Consider the following 18,049-nt stretch of genomic DNA (forward strand, 5'->3'; position numbering starts at 1 on the left):
GGAGATCATCAAGGATTGGGAGGACCCGGCGACTGCCCCTGGTGAACGCCTCAGGCAGACGGTTGCATTCGTCCGCCCGTCCGCTGGAGGGCGTGAGTGGCTTGCACCGCCCTCCCAGTTGAGCCCGGTGAGTGGGGGGTGCCTCTATGTCCTTCGTCAAGCGAGGCGAGGGCTGCGGGGTTCGTAGAAGGTTCCGTCGCGGAGCATGGCGAACAGGACGCTGATGCGGTGGCGGGCGAGTCGGAGGAGGGCCTGGGTGTGGGTTTTGCCGCGGGCTCGGCAGCGGTCGTAGTAGGTGCGGGAGGCGGGGTCGTGGAGGGCGGCGAACGCGGAGAGGAACATCGCGCGTTTGAGCTGCCGGTTCCCGCCTCTCGGAGCATGTTCGCCGTGGATCGAGGATCCCGACTGCCTGGTGGCGGGGGCGAGGCCGGCGTAGGAGGCCAGGTGGGCGGCGCTTGGGAACGAGGTGCCGTCGCCGACGGTGGTCAGGAGGATTGCGGCGGTCCTGACGCCGATGCCGGGCATCGAGGTCAGGACCTGGGAAAGAGGGTGGGCCTCCAGCAGGGCCTCGATCCGGGCTTCCAGTGCCCGGCGTTGTTCGTGGACGGCGGCCAGCGACTTGGCCAGCGACGGCACGATGATGTCCAGGGTGCCTGTGCCCGGGACGACGACGGTCTGTTCGTCGAGGGCGGCGAAGATGTCGTCGATGAGCCGGGTGGCCATGCGCGGGGCCTTGGGCCGGATGACCTCGACGAGCTTGCGGCGGCCGGCTTTGCGCAGAGCGGCCGGGGATCCGTAGCGCTCCAGGAGCCAGGTGACGGCGGGGTGGTCCAGGCGGGGCCCCAGGACGCGTTCCAGCGAGGGGTGGAACTGGGTGAGCAGGCCGCGGATGCGGTTGGTGGTGCGGTTGGCCTCGCCGGCCAGGTCCTGGTCGAAGCCGACCAGCATGGTCAGCTCGGCGGTGATCTCGTCGGCGAGTTCCAGGGAGCGCAGGGTGTGGGGCATGGTGCGGGCGGCGTCTGCGATGACGGCGGCGTCGCGGGCGTCGGTCTTGGCCTCACCTGGGTAGAGGTCGGCGATCCGGCGCATCGCGAGTCCGGGCAGGTAGGCGACCTTGCAGCCGGCGTCGCGGGCGACGGTCAGCGGCAGGGCGCCGATGGAGGCGGGCTGGTCCACGACCACCAGGACGGTGCCGAACTTGGCTTTGAGCTTGTTGAAGACGGCCCGCAGCTGGGGTTCGCCGTTCGGCAGGGCTTTGTCGAAGACTTTCTTTCCGGCCGGGGTGAGTCCGTGGCCGTGATGGTTGCTCTTGCCGACGTCCAGGCCGAGGAAGACGCCCGTCTCATCGATGTCGATCACCGTGCCCCCACATGCGTCGATGCCGAGCCGGCCTTGGCGGCGGGGCCGTTCGCGCGCATCCACGTTATACAGACCTGCCGCCCGCAAGTGGCCCGGCATTGCGCCGGACCGGGCGGCGGCCGGACCTCTGATCAGCGTCTCCGACGGCACCCCTCGGGCCCGGTGAACACCACCCCCCAGGTCATCCGATCGACAGGGGGCAACAGTCATGCCGGGCCCGGAGGCCAGCGGCCCTCTTACAGGACCGCGAAGAAGATAACGGGGCTTTCGATGACCTACCGATGCACTGTCGAGATCGAGTTGGACGGTGACGTTCGAGCCTTCGCAGCACAGATCCCTACCCCGCATACGGACATCGAATGGACGTCGTTCGACACGCTTCAGTGCATGGTCGAGGACGTGCCGCACGAGCACCATGCGGCGTTTCTCCGTACGGGAGCGAGGACCGACCCGGACACGGACGTCTACGTGTGCTGGCGAGACGGCGTGTCCAAGCAGTGGCTCGAAGACATCGAGTGCCGCATGAACAGGCCGAATCCCCTGGGAACCGGCTGCACCATCTTCGAGGACCACCCCGGCCGCTGCGAGTGGCAGTACATCGATCCGGCACAGGTGGCCGCTCAAGCGATGGCTGACCGACTAATCAAGGAATGGGGCCTGTCGCGCTTGTTCAGGTCTCGTGAGTGACAACCCCTGAACTTCCGCTACCGGTCCGCTGTCACGCCTGGAGCGGGTTGTATGACGGTGCGGGGACCGTATCCCCGAAGCAGCATGGCGAAGGGATGGGCACATGACCGCAGTCCCCGCGTTCGAGTTCCGCACGTCTACGGCGTGCACCTACAACAACAGCGACCCGCGCTGTGTCGAGGTGGCGACCAACGTTCCCGGCAAGGTCGCTGTCCGCAACTCCGTGACCGGTGAGACGGTCGAGTTCACGGCCGTCGAGTGGACTGACTTCCTCACCGGTGCCAAGGTGGGCGAGTTCGACGTCACGGCGTAGGGAGTCCTCATGGGGCAGTGTCCGCAGTGCGGTGGCAGTGCAGAGCCCGACCCGGAGCACTCCGGGGTGCTGTGGTGCCTGTCGTGCTGGCACGTCTGGACGCCGCCCCGTGAACGATCCTGTCCCGGTTACCGGCCCGCGCTGATCACTGCACTTCGCAGGCTGGACGAGTACCGGGACCTACGTCGCTGATCCGCCCCACGCTCCGCCCCCCCGTAGTGTGCCTCCCCCGTGGTGCACGGCGGGGGCTTCCCGCTACTCAGAGCGGGGTGGACACGTGACCAACGCATGACCAACAGCGGCCACGAACGGGCAGAAACAGCAGGTGAGGGTGATCAACCCTCGCAGCCTAGAAGAGGGCTCAGAGGGTGTGTTTCCCCAGGTCAGCGAACTGAAGGGCTGGTGCCCGAGTGGAGAGTTCAAGTCCCCCCTCGGACACCAGTAGAAACCCCAGTTGATCTGGGGTTTTCTGTTTTCCGGCTACGGCGCGACCGGCGGCGTGACGCACAGCGAAGGGAGTTCCAGGTCAGACCTGGCGGGACGACAGGGAGCCCGGCGAGTGGTGCCGGACGCCGGCGGAGACCGCATCGACAGAAACAGTCGTGGAACCGTTGCCGACCGAGCCCGAGCCTGGATCGGGCGGCAGAGGGATCCGTTCCTCTCACTGCTCCGGCTGATCGGACAAACCAAGGAACGACCCTGCCCGACGGCACGGTTCGGCCACCTGCTCGGGGCCAAGGATCTTCAGAACGTCGCCGTGGGCATCGTGCCGTTCTCGGAGCGACGCACCGTGTGGCCCATGCCGACCTTTACTGTCTTCGACGACACCAGGGTGCACGCGGACACGCTGGATGCCGCTTCCACCCTCACGCAGCCCAGCCAGGTTGAGCTAAACGCCCGAGCCTTCGAGCGGCTTTCACAGGGGGTCGCACGGGGAGCTGCGGCGCGGTCGCTGATAGCTGATGCGCCGGCCTCCCTGGGCTGAGTGGGCGTGCTTGTGAACGGGCAGGCGTTCCCGGTCGGCCCCCGCTCGTCACCGCACCCTGATGACGATCTTGCCGCGTGTATGGTCCGTGGCGCTGGCGTCCTGGGCGGCGGCGGTGTCCGTGAGGGGAACGGTGAGGCGGTCCTGGTCGGCGAGGCCGGCGGCGACGGGCAGTCCGACCCAGCCCGGTGATGTGCACCTCGTTGACCGTCCCGGCGGCGTCCATGCCGGGACATGGGGGAGGCCCAGGGGGACGGCGTCCCGCAGCATGCCGGAACGCAGGTACCAGCCGGCGGGGGTGACGCCGGTGGCGTGCGCGGCGATACGGGCCTGGCCGGGTCCGGCGTGCGGCTCCGCGACGTCCTCGACGCGGAGGACGTCGGAGCTGCCGTAGCGGTGGTAGTGCACAGCAGACATGGGCGATCTCCCGATCCCGATGACCGATGACCCGCTGGATCCGGTGGACAGGTGGCGCTCCCGCTCCCTGTGCGGTGACCATAGTGCTAACCGTTAGCTTTTAGAAGCCGTTGCTCCTTCGGATTTGGTAGTGTCAGCGCCATGACCGTGCCGACCGGACGCCGCGAACGCAAGAAGGCCGCCACCCGCCAGAAGATCGCCGACACCGCCCTGCGGCTCTTCCTGGAACGCGGGTACGACGCGGTGGGCATCCGCGATGTGGCCGCCGAGGCCGACGTGGCCGTCACCACGCTCTTCTCCCACTTCGCCTCCAAAGAGGCCCTGGTGTTCGAGCAGGACGCCGACTTCGAGCAGCGCCTCCAGCAGGCCGTCACCGACCGCGCACCGGACGAACCGCTGATCCCGGCGCTGCGCCGCGAGGTCCACGCCATGGTCCGGCACTGCACGGCGGAGGGGTCCGCCCCGATCTACCGCATGATCGACGAGTCGCGTGCGCTGCGGGAGTACGAGGAGTCGATGCGGCTGCGGCACGCGGACGCGCTGGCGGCGGCCATCGCCGCCGACCCCGGCCTGAACCGGTCCGCGATGGCCTGCCGGACGATCGCGAGGTTCGTGATCGACGCCTATGCGCTGGCCCGCGAGGCGGCCGACCCGCAGGCCGCCCTGGACGAGATCTTCCGGATGATCGAGGCCGCGTGGGAAGCCGCCTGACCGCCTGAGGGCGGTGCGGGGGCGCGGTCGGTCCCTGCTGGGGGGAGCCGCTCAGTCGGCCTCGGCCCACGGCCGCAGCTTCTCCGGGTTGCGGACGGCCCAGATGCGGGTGACGTGTCCGTCGTGGACGTCGAACGCGGCGACGGTCAGGACGACGCCCGCCCGCCGGGCCACCAGGCCGGGCGTGCCGTTGACGGAGCGTTCCAGGAGTTCGAGTCCCGGGGCCCGGTCGGCGATGGCGATCATGTACTGGGCGATGCGGGCGCCGCCCTCGACCGGGTGCAGGGCGGCACCGGCCACGCCGCCGCCGTCGGCGGTCATCACGGCGGCCGGGTCGAGCAGGCCCACGAGAGCCGTGATGTCCTTGGCCTGCCATGCCTCCTTGACCTGCCGTACCGCCTCGGCCCGTACCGCCTCGGCCCGTACCGCCTCGGCCCGGTCGGCGGCCGTCGCCGGCGGCCGGGCGGCGCGCACCCGGCGGCGCCCCGAGGCCGCCAGCTGCTTGCACGCCGCGGGCGTGCGGCCGACGATGCGGGCGATCTCGGCGAAGGGGTAGCGGAAGACGTCGTGCAGGACGAACGCCACCCGCTCGGCCGGCGTCATCGACTCCAGGACGACCAGGAAGGCCATGGTCACCGACTCGTCCAGGACCAGCTGATCGGCGGGGTCGGCGGGGCCGGTGCCGCGACCGGCCCACTCGGTGCGGTCGGGCAGGGGATCGGGCAGCCACGCGCCGACGTAGCGTTCGCGCCGGGCCCGCGCCGAGCCGAGCACGTCCAGGCAGACGCGGCCGGTCACCGTCGTCAGCCAGGCGCCGGGGGAGACGATCTCCTCCTGCCTGCTCCGCGGCAGCGCGTACCAGCGTGTGTACGCCTCCTGCACGGCGTCCTCGGCCTCGGTCAGCGAACCGAGCAACCGGTAGGCCACATTGATCAGTTGGGGCCGCTCACCGGCCGCCCCGCCGATGCCCGTACCGGCTCTCCCCATGCCCCGCCGCCTCCTCGCCTTACCTTTCGCGGGCCCGCGTCGTCGGGTTGGTGAGACCCTATCGATCTACTGCCCCCGGGGCGGAAAAGGGGGGACCGTCACATGGCCACCCAGGCGACGGCACGACACGGCATCTCGTTCCTGCGGTTCGCGATCGCCGTGCAGACCCTGACCATCTTTCTGCAAGCGGTCTCCGCCGGACTGCTGCTGACCGCGTCCTACGGCGAGACGCTGCACAGCGTCGGCGCCCGGGTCATGTACGGGGCGTCGATGCTGTACGTGCTCGCGGCGATACTGGCCTGGAAGCCGGGCGGCGGCTCGACGCGGCCCATCTGGCAGGCGACCGGGTTCCTCGTCCTGGCCTCCGTCCAGGTCGTCCTCGGGATCGCGCACGTGCCGTCGGTCCATCTGCCCCTCGGCGTCGCGATGTTCGGGCTGAGCGTCCTGGCGCTGAGCAAGCGCTGAGCAGGCGCCGAGCCGCTCTCAGAGCGCGCCCGCCGCGTCGACGAGCCGGGCCAGGGCCGCGCCGAGCGCCTCCACGCCGGAGGCGTCGGCCGGGCCGCCCGGTTCGCTCATGTACACGTCCCGCCGGATCTCGATCATCAGCGCGGCGACCCGCCGATCGGTCCCGTAGTACCTCAGCGGTACGTACGTGCCCCGGAAGGGGCTGTCGATCCCGATCCCGCCGCCCCGACCGCCGAGGGCGCCCCGAGCGTCGAGGCCGTCCCGACCGTCGAGGCCACCGCGATCGCCGCCGTTCCCGTCCGCCGCTCCCGGGGCGTCTCCCGGCTCCGCGAATTCCGCGAAGGCGCGCCCGGCCCGGCCCAGCAGTTCGGCGGACGTGTGGAAACCGTCGCTGCCCAGGCAGATCGCGGGCCGCGGACCGTCGCCGTGCAGTTCGTAGGGGAGCCGTGCGGTCGGGTACGAGTGCACGTCGATGATCACTGCCCGGCCCACGGCCGCCAGCCGCTCGGCGACCGCGTCGGTCATGGCGGCGGCGTACGGCCGGAAGTACCGCTCGACGAGCGGGCGTCCGTCGTACGCGTCCGGGCGCAGCGGCGCCCCGTGCGTGGTCCGCGTGTACACCGCGCCCATGCCGACCGACAGCATCTCCTCGCGTTCGTCGGGGAACCGCTCGGGGTCGGTCACCAGGCGCGAGAGCCGGTTCACGAACCGCCAGGGGCGCACGGCGCAGCGCGCCGCCGCGGCCGCCGCGATCTCCTCGGTGTGGGCGTCGGTGATGTGGTCCAGCTCGCGGGCGAGGGCCGCGTCGTCCAGCGTGATGCCGCGCCGTACGTCCGCCGGGACGACCCGTGAGGAGTGCGGGACGTGGAGGATGACGGGGGAGTCGGGCGCGCCGGGAAGGTACGCGAAGGAGGGCCGCGCCGACGTCTCGCTGCTGTGCACTGCCGCCGCCTTCGCGTGTTCGCTCTCCCGTACGTCCGTGTGACCGGCCGTTCCCGCCTCCCGCCGTCAAGGATCGTACGCCGTAAGGATCGTACGCCGTACGGACCGAGCCGGTGCCGCACTGCGGAGCCTGGACCCCGCGCACCGTCCTGAACCCCTCTCCTCGAGACACCTCCCCGCCGCAATCCGCATCCGCATCCGTACTTGGCATGGACCTGATCTATCCGCGCCGCTACCCTCTCCCGTGCACCACCTTTGAGAGCGCTCTCACTCCCCGCATGCCCTTCCGCTCCACCCCCACCGTCACCGGGGCGGGTGCCCCGTCGTGACCGGAACGACGAAAGGCAGCAAGTCACATGAGACGCACGACAGTTCTGCGCGCCGCCCTGTCCGCGGCGCTCCTCCTGACGGTCGGCGCGGGTCTGGCCGGCGGTCAGGCGACCGCCGCCACCCCGTCGTCGGCCGGCTCGGGCGCGGCGGCCGACGCTCCCGCTTCCGCGGCCCTCGTCACCGCCCTCCAGCACGACCTGCATCTGACGAAGTCCCAGGCCACCGCACGGCTCGCCGCCGAGGCCACGGCGCGCACCGTCGAGCAGGCGGCACGCAAGGCCGCCGGACCGGCGTACGGCGGCTCGTGGTTCGACGCGCGGCGCGACACGCTCGTGGTCGCCCTCGCCGACGACACCCACCGCGCCGCCGTCGAGGCGACCGGCGCCCAGGTCACCCGTGTACGCCACACCGAACATCAACTGGACGCCACAAAGGCGAAGTTGGACAAGCTCAAGGCACCCGAGGGCGTGAGCAGCTGGCACGTCGATCCGCGCTCCAGCTCGGTCGCCGTCACCGTGGTCTCCTCACACCGGGGCGACAACGATGTCAAGGCGTTCCTCGACCGGGCCCGCGCCGCCGGTCCCGTGACCGTGAGCGAGACCGCGCAGGCCCCGCGCACCCTGGCCGCCGGAACCGTGGGCGGCGACCCGTACTACACGGGCAACGTCCGCTGCTCCATCGGCTTCTCGGTGTACGGCGGCTTCGTCACCGCCGGGCACTGCGGGCATCCCAGCATGGGCGTCAACGGCTGGGACGGCTCGTACATCGGCACCTTCCAGGGCTCCTCGTTCCCCGACAACGACTACGCCTGGGTCAGCGTGGGCAGCGGCTGGTGGACCGTGCCGGTCGTCCTCGGCTGGGGCACCGTCTCCGACCAGCTGGTCCGCGGCTCGGCCGAGGCACCCATCGGCGCGTCGATCTGCCGCTCCGGCTCCACGTCGCACTGGCACTGCGGCACCGTCCTCGCCAAGAACGAGACCGTCAACTACAGCGAGGGCGCCGTCCATCAGATGACCAAGACCAACGTCTGCGCCGAACCGGGCGACTCCGGCGGCTCGTTCATCAGCGGCGACCAGGCCCAGGGTGTCACCTCCGGCGGCTGGGGCAACTGCAGCTCGGGCGGCGAGACCTGGTACCAGCCGGTCAACGAGATCCTCGGGCGGTACGGGCTGACGCTGCACACGGCGTGAGGCGCTGCCACCCCGTCCGGCCGGGCGCCCGCGCGCCGCGGGACATGACATGACGTGTGGTGCCGTACCGGCCGTACTCCGGCCGGTACGGCACTGTGCCGGGTGCGGTCGCGCACGGCCGCGACCTGGGCGGGGGGCCAGAAAGGGCCTTTCCGAGGACCTGCTGCGCGGACGGACGCAGCACCGCCGCGCTCGGACTCAGTATCACCGAGAGCGCCGCGGTCGCCAGGGTGCTCGGGCTGCGCGACGCGGTCGGCCTCGACGGCGGCGGCTCGACCACGACGGCCGTCGGCGGCGCCGTGCTCGACGATCCGTCCGACGCCGTCGGCGAACGCCCGGTGGATGACGCCCTGTTGATCCTGCCGCGCCGGGACTGACCCCGCCCGGATCCGGTCGGCCGGACGCGGAAAATGCCATGCCCCGTGTCCCGGCCTTGCCTAGACTCCGTCACGCCGCACAACGCGGCGCACCGCACCGCACAACGCGGCGCACCGCACACAGCGCACCGCGCGACACACTGCGCACCGCGCCACACCGAGGGGAGCCGATGATGCGTGACCGTACCGCTGTCGTCGTCGTTCCCCCGTCCCGGTCCCAGGTGATCCTGGTGTCCCGGGGGCTCCGGTACCCGCTGCGCGGCCGGTACCGGATGCCCGTCACCAGGATCTGACCGCTCCCGCTCCAGCGCCCCCCGTCCCGGCCGTCCGCCGGTGCGGGGTGGCCGCCGGGAGTGTCCTCGTGCGGGAATCGCGCCGCCCTTCTCCGGATCATCCCGAAAGGCCATGGGCCGTGCGCAGCACCGAGAACCCTCTCACGACCGTCCGCAACATCGGCATCCTCGCCCACGTCGACGCGGGCAAGACCACCGTCACCGAGCGGATCCTGTACGCCGCCGGCGCCACCCACAGGCGGGGCGAGGTGCACGACGGCACCACCGTCACCGACTTCGACCCGCAGGAGCGCGAGCGGGGCATCACCATCTCCTCGGCCGCGGTGAGCTGCGCGTGGCGGGGGCACCGGATCAATCTGATCGACACCCCCGGGCACGTCGACTTCGCCGACGAGGTGGAGCGCTCGCTGCGGGTGCTGGACGGGGCGGTCGCGGTGTTCGACGCCGTCGCCGGGGTGGAGCCGCAGAGCGAGTCCGTGTGGCGGCAGGCGGACCGGCACGGGGTGCCGCGGATCGCGTTCGTGAACAAGATGGACCGGGCCGGCGCCGACCTCGACGCGGCCGTGGCCTCCCTGCGCGAGCGGCTGCACCCGGCCCCGCTGGTCGTGCAGTCGCCCATCGGCTCGGAGGGCGGGTTCCGCGGTGTCGTGGACCTGGTGCGCATGCGCGCCCTCGTCTGGGACGACGACGGTGTCCCGCTCGACGCCGTACCCGTCCCGGAGCCGCTGCGCGCGGCGGCCGAGGCCCGGCGCCGGATCCTGGAGGAGGCGGTGGCCGAGCTCCATCCCGCCGCGCTGGAGGAGTTCTGCGCCCGGGACACGCTGAGCGTGTCCACCCTCACGGCCGCGCTGCGCGAGCTGACCCGTACCGGCGACGGCGTCGTCGTGCTGTGCGGCTCCGCCTACCGCAACCGGGGGATCGAGCCCCTGCTCGACGCCGTCGCCGCCTGTCTGCCCTCGCCGCTCGACGTCCCCGCCGTACGGGGCGCGTACGACGGCGCGGAGCAGGAGCGGTCGGCCGACCCGGAAGCTCCGTTCGCCGCGCTCGCCTTCAAGGTGACCGCCACCCCGAGCGGCCGGCTGACCTGGCTGCGGGTCTATTCGGGCACTCTGGAGAAGGGAACCGCCGTGTGGGACGCCACCGCGCGCCGCACCGAACGCGTCGGACGGATCCTGCGGATGCGGGCCGACCGGCAGACGCCGCTCGACCGGGCGTCCGCGGGCGACATCGTCGCCGTGACCGGGCTGAAGGGCGCCCGCGCCGGTACCACCCTGTGCCGTCCGGACGCGCCGCTCCTGCTCGAACCGCCCGGCACCGCCGAGCCCGTGGTCTCGGTGGCCGTCGAGGCGTGCCGGAGCACCGACACCGACCGGCTGGCCGCGGCGCTCGCCCGGCTCACCGAGGAGGATCCCTCGCTGGTCGTGCGCGGTGACCCCGAGACCGGCCAGCGAGTGCTGTCGGGCCGGGGCGAACTCCACCTGGAGGTGGCGGCGGAGCGGCTGCGCCGGACGTACGGCGTCGAGGTCCGCACCGGACGGCCGCGGGTGGCGCTGCGGGAGACCGTGGTGCGGGGCGTGACGGGAGCGGTGTTCCGGCACGTCAAACAGGACGGCGGCGCCGGGCAGTTCGCGCACGTGGTGCTGGACGTCGAGCCGGCCGGCGGCGAGGGCGGCGAGAGCGGCCCGGGTGCCGGGGACTTCGCCTTCCGGTCCGCCGTGATCGGGGGGCGCGTACCGCAGGAGTACGTCCGCGCGGTCGAGGCCGGATGCCGTGACGCCCTGGCCCAAGGGCCCCTGGGCGGACACCCGGTGACCGGGCTGCGGGTCACGCTGACCGACGGCGCCACACATGTGAAGGACTCCTCGGAGGCGGCCTTCCGCACGGCGGGGCGGCTCGGTCTGCGGGAGGCGCTGCGGGCGTGCGGGATGCGGCTGCTGGAGCCGGTCGCCGCGGTGACGGTGACCGTTCCGGAGGAGGCCGTGGGCGGGGTGCTGGGCGATCTGGCCGCACGGCGCGGACGGGTGTCCGGGCAGACCGTGCGCGCGGGGACGGCGGTGGTCACCGCCGTCGTGCCGCTGGCCGAGCTGTTCGGGTACGCGACCCGGCTGCGCGGCCGCACCCGGGGCCGGGGGACCTTCACCACCCGGCCCGCCGGGTACGCCCCCGCCCCGGGCACCGCCACGCCCGCCTCCGCGACTGTGTGAGGGCTGAGGGGTTGAGGGCTGAGAGCTAAGGGTTGAGGGCCGGCTCACCGGGCGCCTTACGGCGGCCGGTGAGCCGGCCCTCACCGTCACCACCCCCTTCCACCCGGCCCACCCGGCCGGGCGGAAGGGGACAGAGGGGCGCGCGCCACCAGACCCGCGGCCCCGCCCCGCCCCGCCCCCGCTTCAGGAAGTGAACACCCGCCGCGAACGCCCCTTCTCCCCACTTCCCGGCGGGAGTTGACCGCACCCGCGCCGCACGCCGTACGTCCGCCTTTCGAGAGGCCGCCGATATCCAACCGTTGTACTGACCCTGTACGCCCTCGCGCCGCAGGTCAGCCGGGTGGGCCGGGCTCCTGCCCCCGGGTGCGCCGGTCCGCACCGGCCCCGCCTGCCGATCCAGTGCTGCCGGATCCCTTGACGAACCTTTCCGGGAGGGTTTAACTCACGTCCTAAATTAAGCCCTGAGGTAGTCGTTCGGAAGTCGAACGGAGGACGCCCTCGGGCCTCGACTCCCGGAAAGGGACACCCAGGAGCCATGCGCAGCATCCGAGCCGCGGCCGTAGGCGCCGTCACCCTGTCTCTCGCCCTTGCCGCCTCGGCCTGCGGAGGCGGTTCGTCGACGGGCGGCGGGTCCAACGACTCGCCCAAGACGCTGACGTACTGGGCCTCCAACCAGGGCGCAAGCATCGAGGTCGACAAGAAGGTCCTCCAGCCCGAACTCGACAAGTTCGAGAAGCAGACGGGCATCAAGGTGAAACTGGAGGTCGTGCCCTGGTCGGACCTGCTGAACCGGATCCTGACCGCGACCACCTCCGGGCAGGGGCCCGACGTCCTCAACATCGGCAACACCTGGAGCGCCTCCCTCCAGGCGACCGGCGCGCTGCTGCCGTGGGACGACACGAACTTCGCCAAGATCGGCGGCAAGGACCGCTTCGTCGACTCCGCGCTCGGCTCGACCGGCGTCCAGGGCAAGGACCCGGCGGCCGTACCGCTGTACTCGCTGGCCTACGCCCTCTACTACAACAAGCAGATCTTCGCCGACGCCGGTATCGCCAAGCCGCCCGCCACCTGGGACGAACTGGTCGCCGACGGACAGAAGATCCAGGCCAGGGGCAAGCAGGTGCTCGGCGCCGAGGGCTCCAACGTGTCGGAGAACATCCACCACGTCTTCGTCCTCGCCAAGCAGCACGGCGCCGACTTCTTCACCGCCGACGGCAAGCCCGACTTCACCAGCGACGGAGTCGTCGCGGCCGTCAAGCAGTACGTCGACCTGATGGCGAAGGACAAGGCCATCCCGCCCGGCGACGCCGAGTACGCGCAGAACCAGTCGGTCAGCGACTTCGCCAAGGGCCGGACCGCGATGCTGCTGTGGCAGACGGCCTCCGCCAACCTCAAGTCCCAGGGGATGAGCGAGGACGCCTACGGGGTGGCGCCCGTGCCCGTGCGGTCCGGCACCCCGGGCACCGGCACCCAGGTCAACTCGATGGTCGCCGGCATCAACGTCGCCGTCTTCAAGAACACCCACAACCTCGACGGCGCCGCGCAGTTCGTGAAGTTCCTGACCGGCGACGAGGAGCAGAAGATCCTCAACAAGGCGTACAGCTCCATCCCGCCGGTCAAGTCGGCCCAGTCGGACCCGGCGTTCAGCACCACGGCCAACGCGGTGCTGAAGAACACCCTCGCCACCAGCGCCGCCGCGCTGCCCCAGGTGGCCGCCGAGTCCCAGTTCGAGACGACGGTCGGCACGGCCGTCAAGGAGCTGTTCGCCGACGCGGCGGCCGGCCGCGCGGTGACCACCGACTCGGTGAAGGCCAAGCTCCGGAAGGCCCAGCAGCAGATGCCGGCGAAGTGAGCACGATGACCACGACCACCGTCTCCGGCGACCCGGGCGCGCCCACCGCCGCGCCCGGGAAGTCCCCCGGCGCGGCGGCGCCCGGCCCGCGCCGCCGCGCCGGGTGGATCCGCCGGGTCTCCCTGCCCTATCTGCTCCTGCTGCCCGCGCTCGTCCTCGAACTCCTGGTCCACCTGGTGCCGATGGTCATCGGCATCGTCATGAGCTTCAAACAGCTCACCCAGTTCTACATCCGCGACTGGGGCACCGCCCCCTGGTCCGGCTTCGACAACTACAAGGTGTCGGTGGACTTCGACGCCCCCATCGGCGAGGCGCTGCTCCACTCCTTCGCCGTCACCGTCGGCTTCACCCTGCTCTCGGTCGGCCTGTGCTGGCTGATCGGCACCGCCGCCGCGATCTGCATGCAGGACACCTTCCGCGGCCGCGGCCTGCTGCGCGCGCTGTTCCTGGTGCCGTACGCGCTGCCGGTCTACGCGGCCGTCATCACCTGGGTGTTCATGTTCCAGCACGACAACGGCCTGGTGAACCATGTCCTGCACGACCAGCTGCACCTGACCGACAAGCCGTCCTTCTGGCTCATCGGCGACAACAGCTTCGTCGCCCTGCTGGTCGTGTCGGTGTGGAAGGGCTGGCCGTTCGCCTTCCTCATCGTCATGGCCGGACTCCAGAACATCCCCAAGGAGCTGTACGAGGCGGCGGCGCTGGACGGCGCGGGCCAGTGGCAGCAACTGCGCCGGATCACCCTGCCCTCGCTGCGCCCGGTCAACCAGGTGCTGGTGCTGGTGCTGTTCCTGTGGACGTTCAACGACTTCAACACGCCGTACGTGCTGTTCGGGCGGGCCGCGCCCGAGGCGGCCGACCTCATCTCGGTCCACATCTACCAGGCGTCCTTCGTCAGCTGGGACTTCGGCACCGGCTCGGCCATGTCCGTACTGCTGCTGCTCTTCCTGCTGGTCGTCACCGGCACCTATCTGGCGATCACCTCACGCGGACGGAAGGCGGCCGATGTCTGACATCCCCCGGTCCCCGATGGCGCCGCCCCGCTCCTTCACCTGGTCGCGGCGCGTCTTCCTCACCCTGCTGACCGGCTTCGTCCTGGTGCCGGTCTACGTGATGGTCTCCAGCTCGCTCAAACCGCTGGCGGACGTCACCGGGAAGTTCCGCTGGCTGCCCAGCGGGCTGACCTTCCGCCCGTACATCGACATCTGGTCGACCGTGCCGCTCGCGAAGTACTTCGTGAACTCGCTGGTCGTGGCCGGTGCCGCGACGGTCTGCTCGGTGGTGATCGCGGTCTTCGCCGCGTACGCCGTCAGCCGCTACGCCTTCCACGGCAAGCGCGTCTTCACGGTCACCGTGCTGTCCACGCAGATGTTCCCGGGCATCCTCTTCCTGCTGCCGCTGTTCCTGCTGTACGTCAACATCGGCAACGCCACCGGCATCGCCCTGTTCGGCTCGCGCGGCGGCCTGATCCTCACCTATCTCACCTTCTCGCTGCCGTTCTCGATCTGGATGCTCATCGGGTACTTCGACTCGGTGCCGCGCGACCTGGACGAGGCGGCCCTGGTGGACGGCTGCGGCCCGCTCGGCGCACTCTTCCGCGTCGTCGTCCCGGCCGCGATCCCCGGCATCGTCGCGGTCGCCGTCTACGCCTTCATGACCGCCTGGGGCGAGGTGCTGTTCGCCTCCGTCATGACCAACGACACCACCCGCACGCTCGCCGTGGGCCTCCAGGGCTACTCCACGCAGAACAACGTCTACTGGAACCAGATCATGGCCGCCTCGCTCGTCGTGAGCGTCCCGGTGGTCGCCGGATTCCTGCTCCTCCAGCGCTATCTCGTCGCCGGACTGACGGCGGGAGCCGTCAAGTGACCGGCCACCGTCCTACCGAAAGGGCTTCCGTGTCCGACGCCATCGACCTCGCCGCGCTCCCGCACGACTTCCTGTGGGGCACGGCCACCTCGGCCTACCAGATCGAGGGCGCCGTCGCCGAGGACGGCCGCTCGCCGTCCATCTGGGACACCTTCTCGCACACCCCCGGGAAGGTCGACAACGACGACCACGGCGATGTCGCCTGCGACCACTACCACCGCTGGCGCGAGGACATCGACCTGATGCGCCGCCTGGGCACGAACGCCTACCGGCTCTCCGTCGCCTGGCCGCGCGTCGTGCCCGGCGGCGACGGCCCGGTCAACGCCAAGGGGCTCGCCTTCTACGACGAGCTGGTCGACGCCCTGCTGGAGGCGGGCATCACGCCCTCCGTCACCCTCTACCACTGGGACCTGCCGCAGGTGCTCCAGGACCGCGGCGGTTGGCCCGAGCGCGCCACCGCCGAGCACTTCGCGGCGTACGCGGGGGTGGTCGCCGACCGCCTCGGTGACCGCGTCACACACTGGACCACGCTGAACGAGCCCTCCTGCTCCGCCTGGATCGGTCATCTGGAGGGCAGGATGGCGCCCGGTCTGACCGATCTGACGGCGGCCGTCCGCGCCTCCTACCACCTGCTCCTCGGGCACGGCCTGGCCGCGCAGGCGGTCCGCGCCGCCGCACCGGACGCCCGGATCGGCATCGTCAACAACCTCTCCACCGTCTTCCCCGCCAGCGACCGGACCGAGGACCTGGCCGCCGCCCGCCGCCACGACGGGCACGTCAACCGCTGGTGGCTCGACCCGGTGCACGGCCGCGGCTTCCCCGCCGACATGCGCGAGGTCTACGGCGTCGAGCTGCCCGAGCGCCCCGGCGACGCGGGGACCATCGCCGCCCCGCTGGACTGGGTCGGGCTGAACTACTACTTCCCGGCGACGCTCGCCGACGACCCGGACGGGCCGGTGCCGTACGCCCGCGCCGTGCGCCTGCCCGACGTGCCGCGCACCGGCATGGACTGGGAGATCGACGCGAGCGGCATCGAGACGCTGCTGCTGCGCCTCACCGACGAGTACGGTGCCCGCAAGATCCATGTCACCGAGAACGGCTCGTCGTTCCCGGACACGGTCGGCCCGGACGGCACCGTCGACGACACCGGACGCCAGGACTACCTGGTGCGGCATCTGGCCGCCTGCGCCTCCGCCGCCCGCAAGGGCGCCCCGCTGGCGGGCTACTTCGCCTGGTCGCTGCTGGACAACTTCGAGTGGGCGTACGGCTACGACAAGCGCTTCGGCCTCGTCCACGTCGACTACCGGACCCAGGTCCGCACGGTCAAGGGCAGCGGCCACCGGTACGCGGAGATCGTCCGGGCGCACCGGGAAGGGGGCCGCAGGGCGGCGTAGCGGCACGCCAGTGCAGGAGGGGGGCGGGAGCGGGGCGCACCGGCGGACGCGGCGCGGGGGGCCGTGTCCGCCGGTGCGTGCGCCGCGGTCCGCCGGGCCGTTCAGCGGTCCTTGCGGGCCACCGCCCCGTAGATGCCGATCGGCGGGGCGCCGGCCTCCGGTGCCTCGTCGGGGCGCCAGTCCGTGACCTTGACCAGGCCCGGTTCGACCAGTGTGAAGTCGCCGAAGAAGTCCAGCACGCGGGCGTGCGAACGCAGGTTCAGGGAGGCGGTGGCGCGCCGGTAGACGGCCGCCGCGTCCTCCCGCCGGTCCTCGTGGATGTCGCCGGTGGCGTGCGAGAGGACCAGGTAGGAGCCGACGGGCAGCGCGTCGCGCAGGGTGGCGAGGACGGCGTCGGGGTCGTCGGCGTCCGCGAGGAAGTGCACGACGGCCACCAGCAGCAGCGCCACCGGTTCGCCGAAGTCGATCACCCGGCGCACCTCGGGGTGGTCCAGCAGGGCCTGCGGCTCGCGCAGGTCGGCCAGGACCACCGAGGTGCCGGTGCCGTCCAGCAGGGCCATCGAGTGGGTGCTGACGATCGGGTCGTTGTCGACGTACGCGATCCGTGTGCCCGGGGCGACGGCGTGCGCGATCTGGTGCACATTGGGCTCGGTGGGCAGGCCGGTGCCCACGTCGAGGATCTGCCGCACCCCGCCCTCGGCGACGACGTACCGGACGGCGCGGTGCATGAAGTGCCGGTTGGCGAGGACACCGGCCCGCACCTCGGGGGCCGCCTTCATGAACTGCTCGGCGGCCTCCTGGTCGACCGGGTAGTTGTCCTTCCCGCCGAGGAAGTAGTCGTACATCCGTGCGGGATGCGGCTTGCTGGTGTCTATCTCGTACGCGGGGGCGCCGCCGCCGCTGCTCGGGGAGGTCATCGCTGCCTGGCTCCGTCCTGGACTCGCGTCCCGCCACCACCTGCACCGTGGTGAGTGACTGTCAGAACATCATCTTGGCACGCCGTGGCCGGTGTCCGTGCCTGTCCGCCCCTGCCCCCCTGCGTTCCGCTCGTCCCTTAATGCATATGATGTGCAGGTGCGTGACTACCTCATCCGGCCCGCGACCCCCGACGACGTCGAGGGCGCCCGAGCGGTGATGCTCGACACCGTGTACCGCGACTTCGGCACCGGCTACGTGCCCCGCTGGCACGGCGACATCATCGACCCGGCCGCCGCCTACCTCGCCCCCGCCCGGCACACCCTGCTGGTCGCGGTCGACGAGGCCGCCGGCGAGGTCGTCGCCACCGCCGCGCTCGACGCGCGCGGGCCCGCGCACCCGCCCAACCCGCGCCACCTCGCCGAACGCTATCCCTCCGGCGAGACCGCGCAGCTGCGCCGCGTCTACGTCCGCCCCGGGCACCGCAGGCGCGGCCTGGCCCGGCGGCTCGTCGGGGAGCTGCTCGCCTTCGCCGCCGCCGACGGCGGCTACCGCTCCGTCTATCTGCACACCGACCCCGCCGTGCCCGGCGCCGAGCCGTTCTGGCGTTCGCTCGGCAAGGCCGTGCACGACGAGCGCCAGGACCCGGGCGGCGGCCAGGGCATCGTGCACTTCGAGGTCCCGCTGGTGTGACGCCCGCGGCCGGGCGGTCCGCGGCCGGGCGGCCGGGGGCGGAGGGTGTGCGGGGCGGAAGACCCG

16 protein-coding genes and 2 pseudogenes are annotated in these 18,049 nt (G+C 71.6%); 13 read left to right on the top strand and 5 right to left on the bottom strand.

The window, feature by feature from the left end:
* Positions 1-156 precede the first annotated feature (156 nt).
* Complete coding sequence (locus R4Z62_RS28665) at positions 157-1,359, bottom strand: IS110 family RNA-guided transposase (protein ID WP_491521303.1); 1,203 nt, start codon at positions 1,357-1,359, stop codon at positions 157-159.
* Between the two features lie 387 nt (positions 1,360-1,746).
* Here R4Z62_RS28665 and R4Z62_RS28670 point away from each other — a divergent pair, with 387 nt between their 5' ends.
* From R4Z62_RS28670 to R4Z62_RS28680, 3 genes are all read left to right on the top strand, one after another.
* On the top strand, positions 1,747-2,046 hold the full coding sequence (locus R4Z62_RS28670) for a hypothetical protein (RefSeq protein ID WP_491521304.1): 300 nt from the start codon (positions 1,747-1,749) through the stop codon (positions 2,044-2,046).
* A 103-nt stretch (positions 2,047-2,149) separates the two neighbouring features.
* The gene (locus R4Z62_RS28675) at positions 2,150-2,359 is read left to right on the top strand and encodes a DUF397 domain-containing protein (protein ID WP_064536171.1); all 210 of its coding nucleotides are present in this window, start codon (positions 2,150-2,152) and stop codon (positions 2,357-2,359) included.
* Between the two features lie 454 nt (positions 2,360-2,813).
* Positions 2,814-3,344: a Scr1 family TA system antitoxin-like transcriptional regulator gene (locus R4Z62_RS28680; protein ID WP_491521305.1), complete on the top strand. Its 531-nt coding sequence runs from the start codon at positions 2,814-2,816 to the stop codon at positions 3,342-3,344.
* Positions 3,345-3,540: 196 nt separating this feature from the next.
* On the opposite strand, the pseudogene R4Z62_RS28685 reads toward R4Z62_RS28680, so the two are convergent.
* Positions 3,541-3,761 (bottom strand): annotated as a pseudogene (locus tag R4Z62_RS28685) (NADP-dependent oxidoreductase); the annotation flags it as partial.
* A gap of 141 nt (positions 3,762-3,902) precedes the next feature.
* Here R4Z62_RS28685 and R4Z62_RS28690 point away from each other — a divergent pair.
* Positions 3,903-4,472, top strand: coding sequence for a TetR/AcrR family transcriptional regulator (locus R4Z62_RS28690; protein WP_064536173.1), 570 nt, complete (start codon positions 3,903-3,905; stop codon positions 4,470-4,472).
* Between the two features lie 51 nt (positions 4,473-4,523).
* On the opposite strand, the gene sigJ is transcribed toward R4Z62_RS28690, so the two are convergent.
* Positions 4,524-5,459, bottom strand: a complete 936-nt coding sequence (sigJ, locus tag R4Z62_RS28695) for an RNA polymerase sigma factor SigJ (RefSeq protein WP_491521306.1) — start codon at positions 5,457-5,459, stop codon at positions 4,524-4,526.
* A 102-nt stretch (positions 5,460-5,561) separates the two neighbouring features.
* On the opposite strand from sigJ, the gene R4Z62_RS28700 reads away from it, so the two are divergent.
* Positions 5,562-5,924 (top strand): hypothetical protein, encoded by a 363-nt coding sequence (locus R4Z62_RS28700; RefSeq protein ID WP_018571800.1) that lies wholly within the window; start codon positions 5,562-5,564, stop codon positions 5,922-5,924.
* 18 nt (positions 5,925-5,942) lie between these two features.
* Here the strand turns inward: R4Z62_RS28700 and R4Z62_RS28705 are convergent, their stop codons facing one another.
* Positions 5,943-6,866 (bottom strand): N-formylglutamate amidohydrolase, encoded by a 924-nt coding sequence (locus R4Z62_RS28705; protein WP_491521307.1) that lies wholly within the window; start codon positions 6,864-6,866, stop codon positions 5,943-5,945.
* Between the two features lie 356 nt (positions 6,867-7,222).
* Between R4Z62_RS28705 and R4Z62_RS28710 the strand changes: the two genes are divergently transcribed.
* The 7 genes and pseudogenes from R4Z62_RS28710 to R4Z62_RS28740 all read left to right on the top strand — a co-directional run bounded on the left by R4Z62_RS28710 (position 7,223) and on the right by R4Z62_RS28740 (position 16,375).
* Entirely contained in the window at positions 7,223-8,386 is a 1,164-nt protein-coding gene (locus tag R4Z62_RS28710; protein WP_491521308.1) for a S1 family peptidase, read from the top strand.
* Between the two features lie 167 nt (positions 8,387-8,553).
* Positions 8,554-8,763: pseudogene (locus R4Z62_RS28715) on the top strand (phosphodiester glycosidase family protein); the annotation flags it as partial.
* Between the two features lie 412 nt (positions 8,764-9,175).
* A complete protein-coding gene (fusA, locus tag R4Z62_RS28720; RefSeq protein WP_491521309.1) occupies positions 9,176-11,260 on the top strand; it encodes an elongation factor G in 2,085 nt (694 codons plus the stop codon).
* Between the two features lie 535 nt (positions 11,261-11,795).
* The gene (locus R4Z62_RS28725) at positions 11,796-13,112 is read left to right on the top strand and encodes an ABC transporter substrate-binding protein (RefSeq protein ID WP_064536183.1); all 1,317 of its coding nucleotides are present in this window, start codon (positions 11,796-11,798) and stop codon (positions 13,110-13,112) included.
* A gap of 5 nt (positions 13,113-13,117) precedes the next feature.
* Positions 13,118-14,125, top strand: a complete 1,008-nt coding sequence (locus R4Z62_RS28730) for a carbohydrate ABC transporter permease (RefSeq protein ID WP_491521310.1) — start codon at positions 13,118-13,120, stop codon at positions 14,123-14,125.
* 16 nt (positions 14,126-14,141) lie between these two features.
* Entirely contained in the window at positions 14,142-14,981 is an 840-nt protein-coding gene (locus R4Z62_RS28735) for a carbohydrate ABC transporter permease (RefSeq protein WP_018571807.1), read from the top strand.
* 29 nt (positions 14,982-15,010) lie between these two features.
* Entirely contained in the window at positions 15,011-16,375 is a 1,365-nt protein-coding gene (locus R4Z62_RS28740; protein ID WP_491521311.1) for a GH1 family beta-glucosidase, read from the top strand.
* A gap of 101 nt (positions 16,376-16,476) precedes the next feature.
* On the opposite strand, the gene R4Z62_RS28745 is transcribed toward R4Z62_RS28740, so the two are convergent.
* Positions 16,477-17,292, bottom strand: coding sequence for an SAM-dependent methyltransferase (locus R4Z62_RS28745; protein ID WP_491521312.1), 816 nt, complete (start codon positions 17,290-17,292; stop codon positions 16,477-16,479).
* A 157-nt stretch (positions 17,293-17,449) separates the two neighbouring features.
* On the opposite strand from R4Z62_RS28745, the gene R4Z62_RS28750 reads away from it, so the two are divergent.
* Complete coding sequence (locus R4Z62_RS28750) at positions 17,450-17,983, top strand: GNAT family N-acetyltransferase (RefSeq protein ID WP_079159145.1); 534 nt, start codon at positions 17,450-17,452, stop codon at positions 17,981-17,983.
* The last annotated feature ends 66 nt before the right edge of the window (positions 17,984-18,049 follow it).

It is taken from the genome of Streptomyces sp. PL-25, from assembly GCF_058344915.1.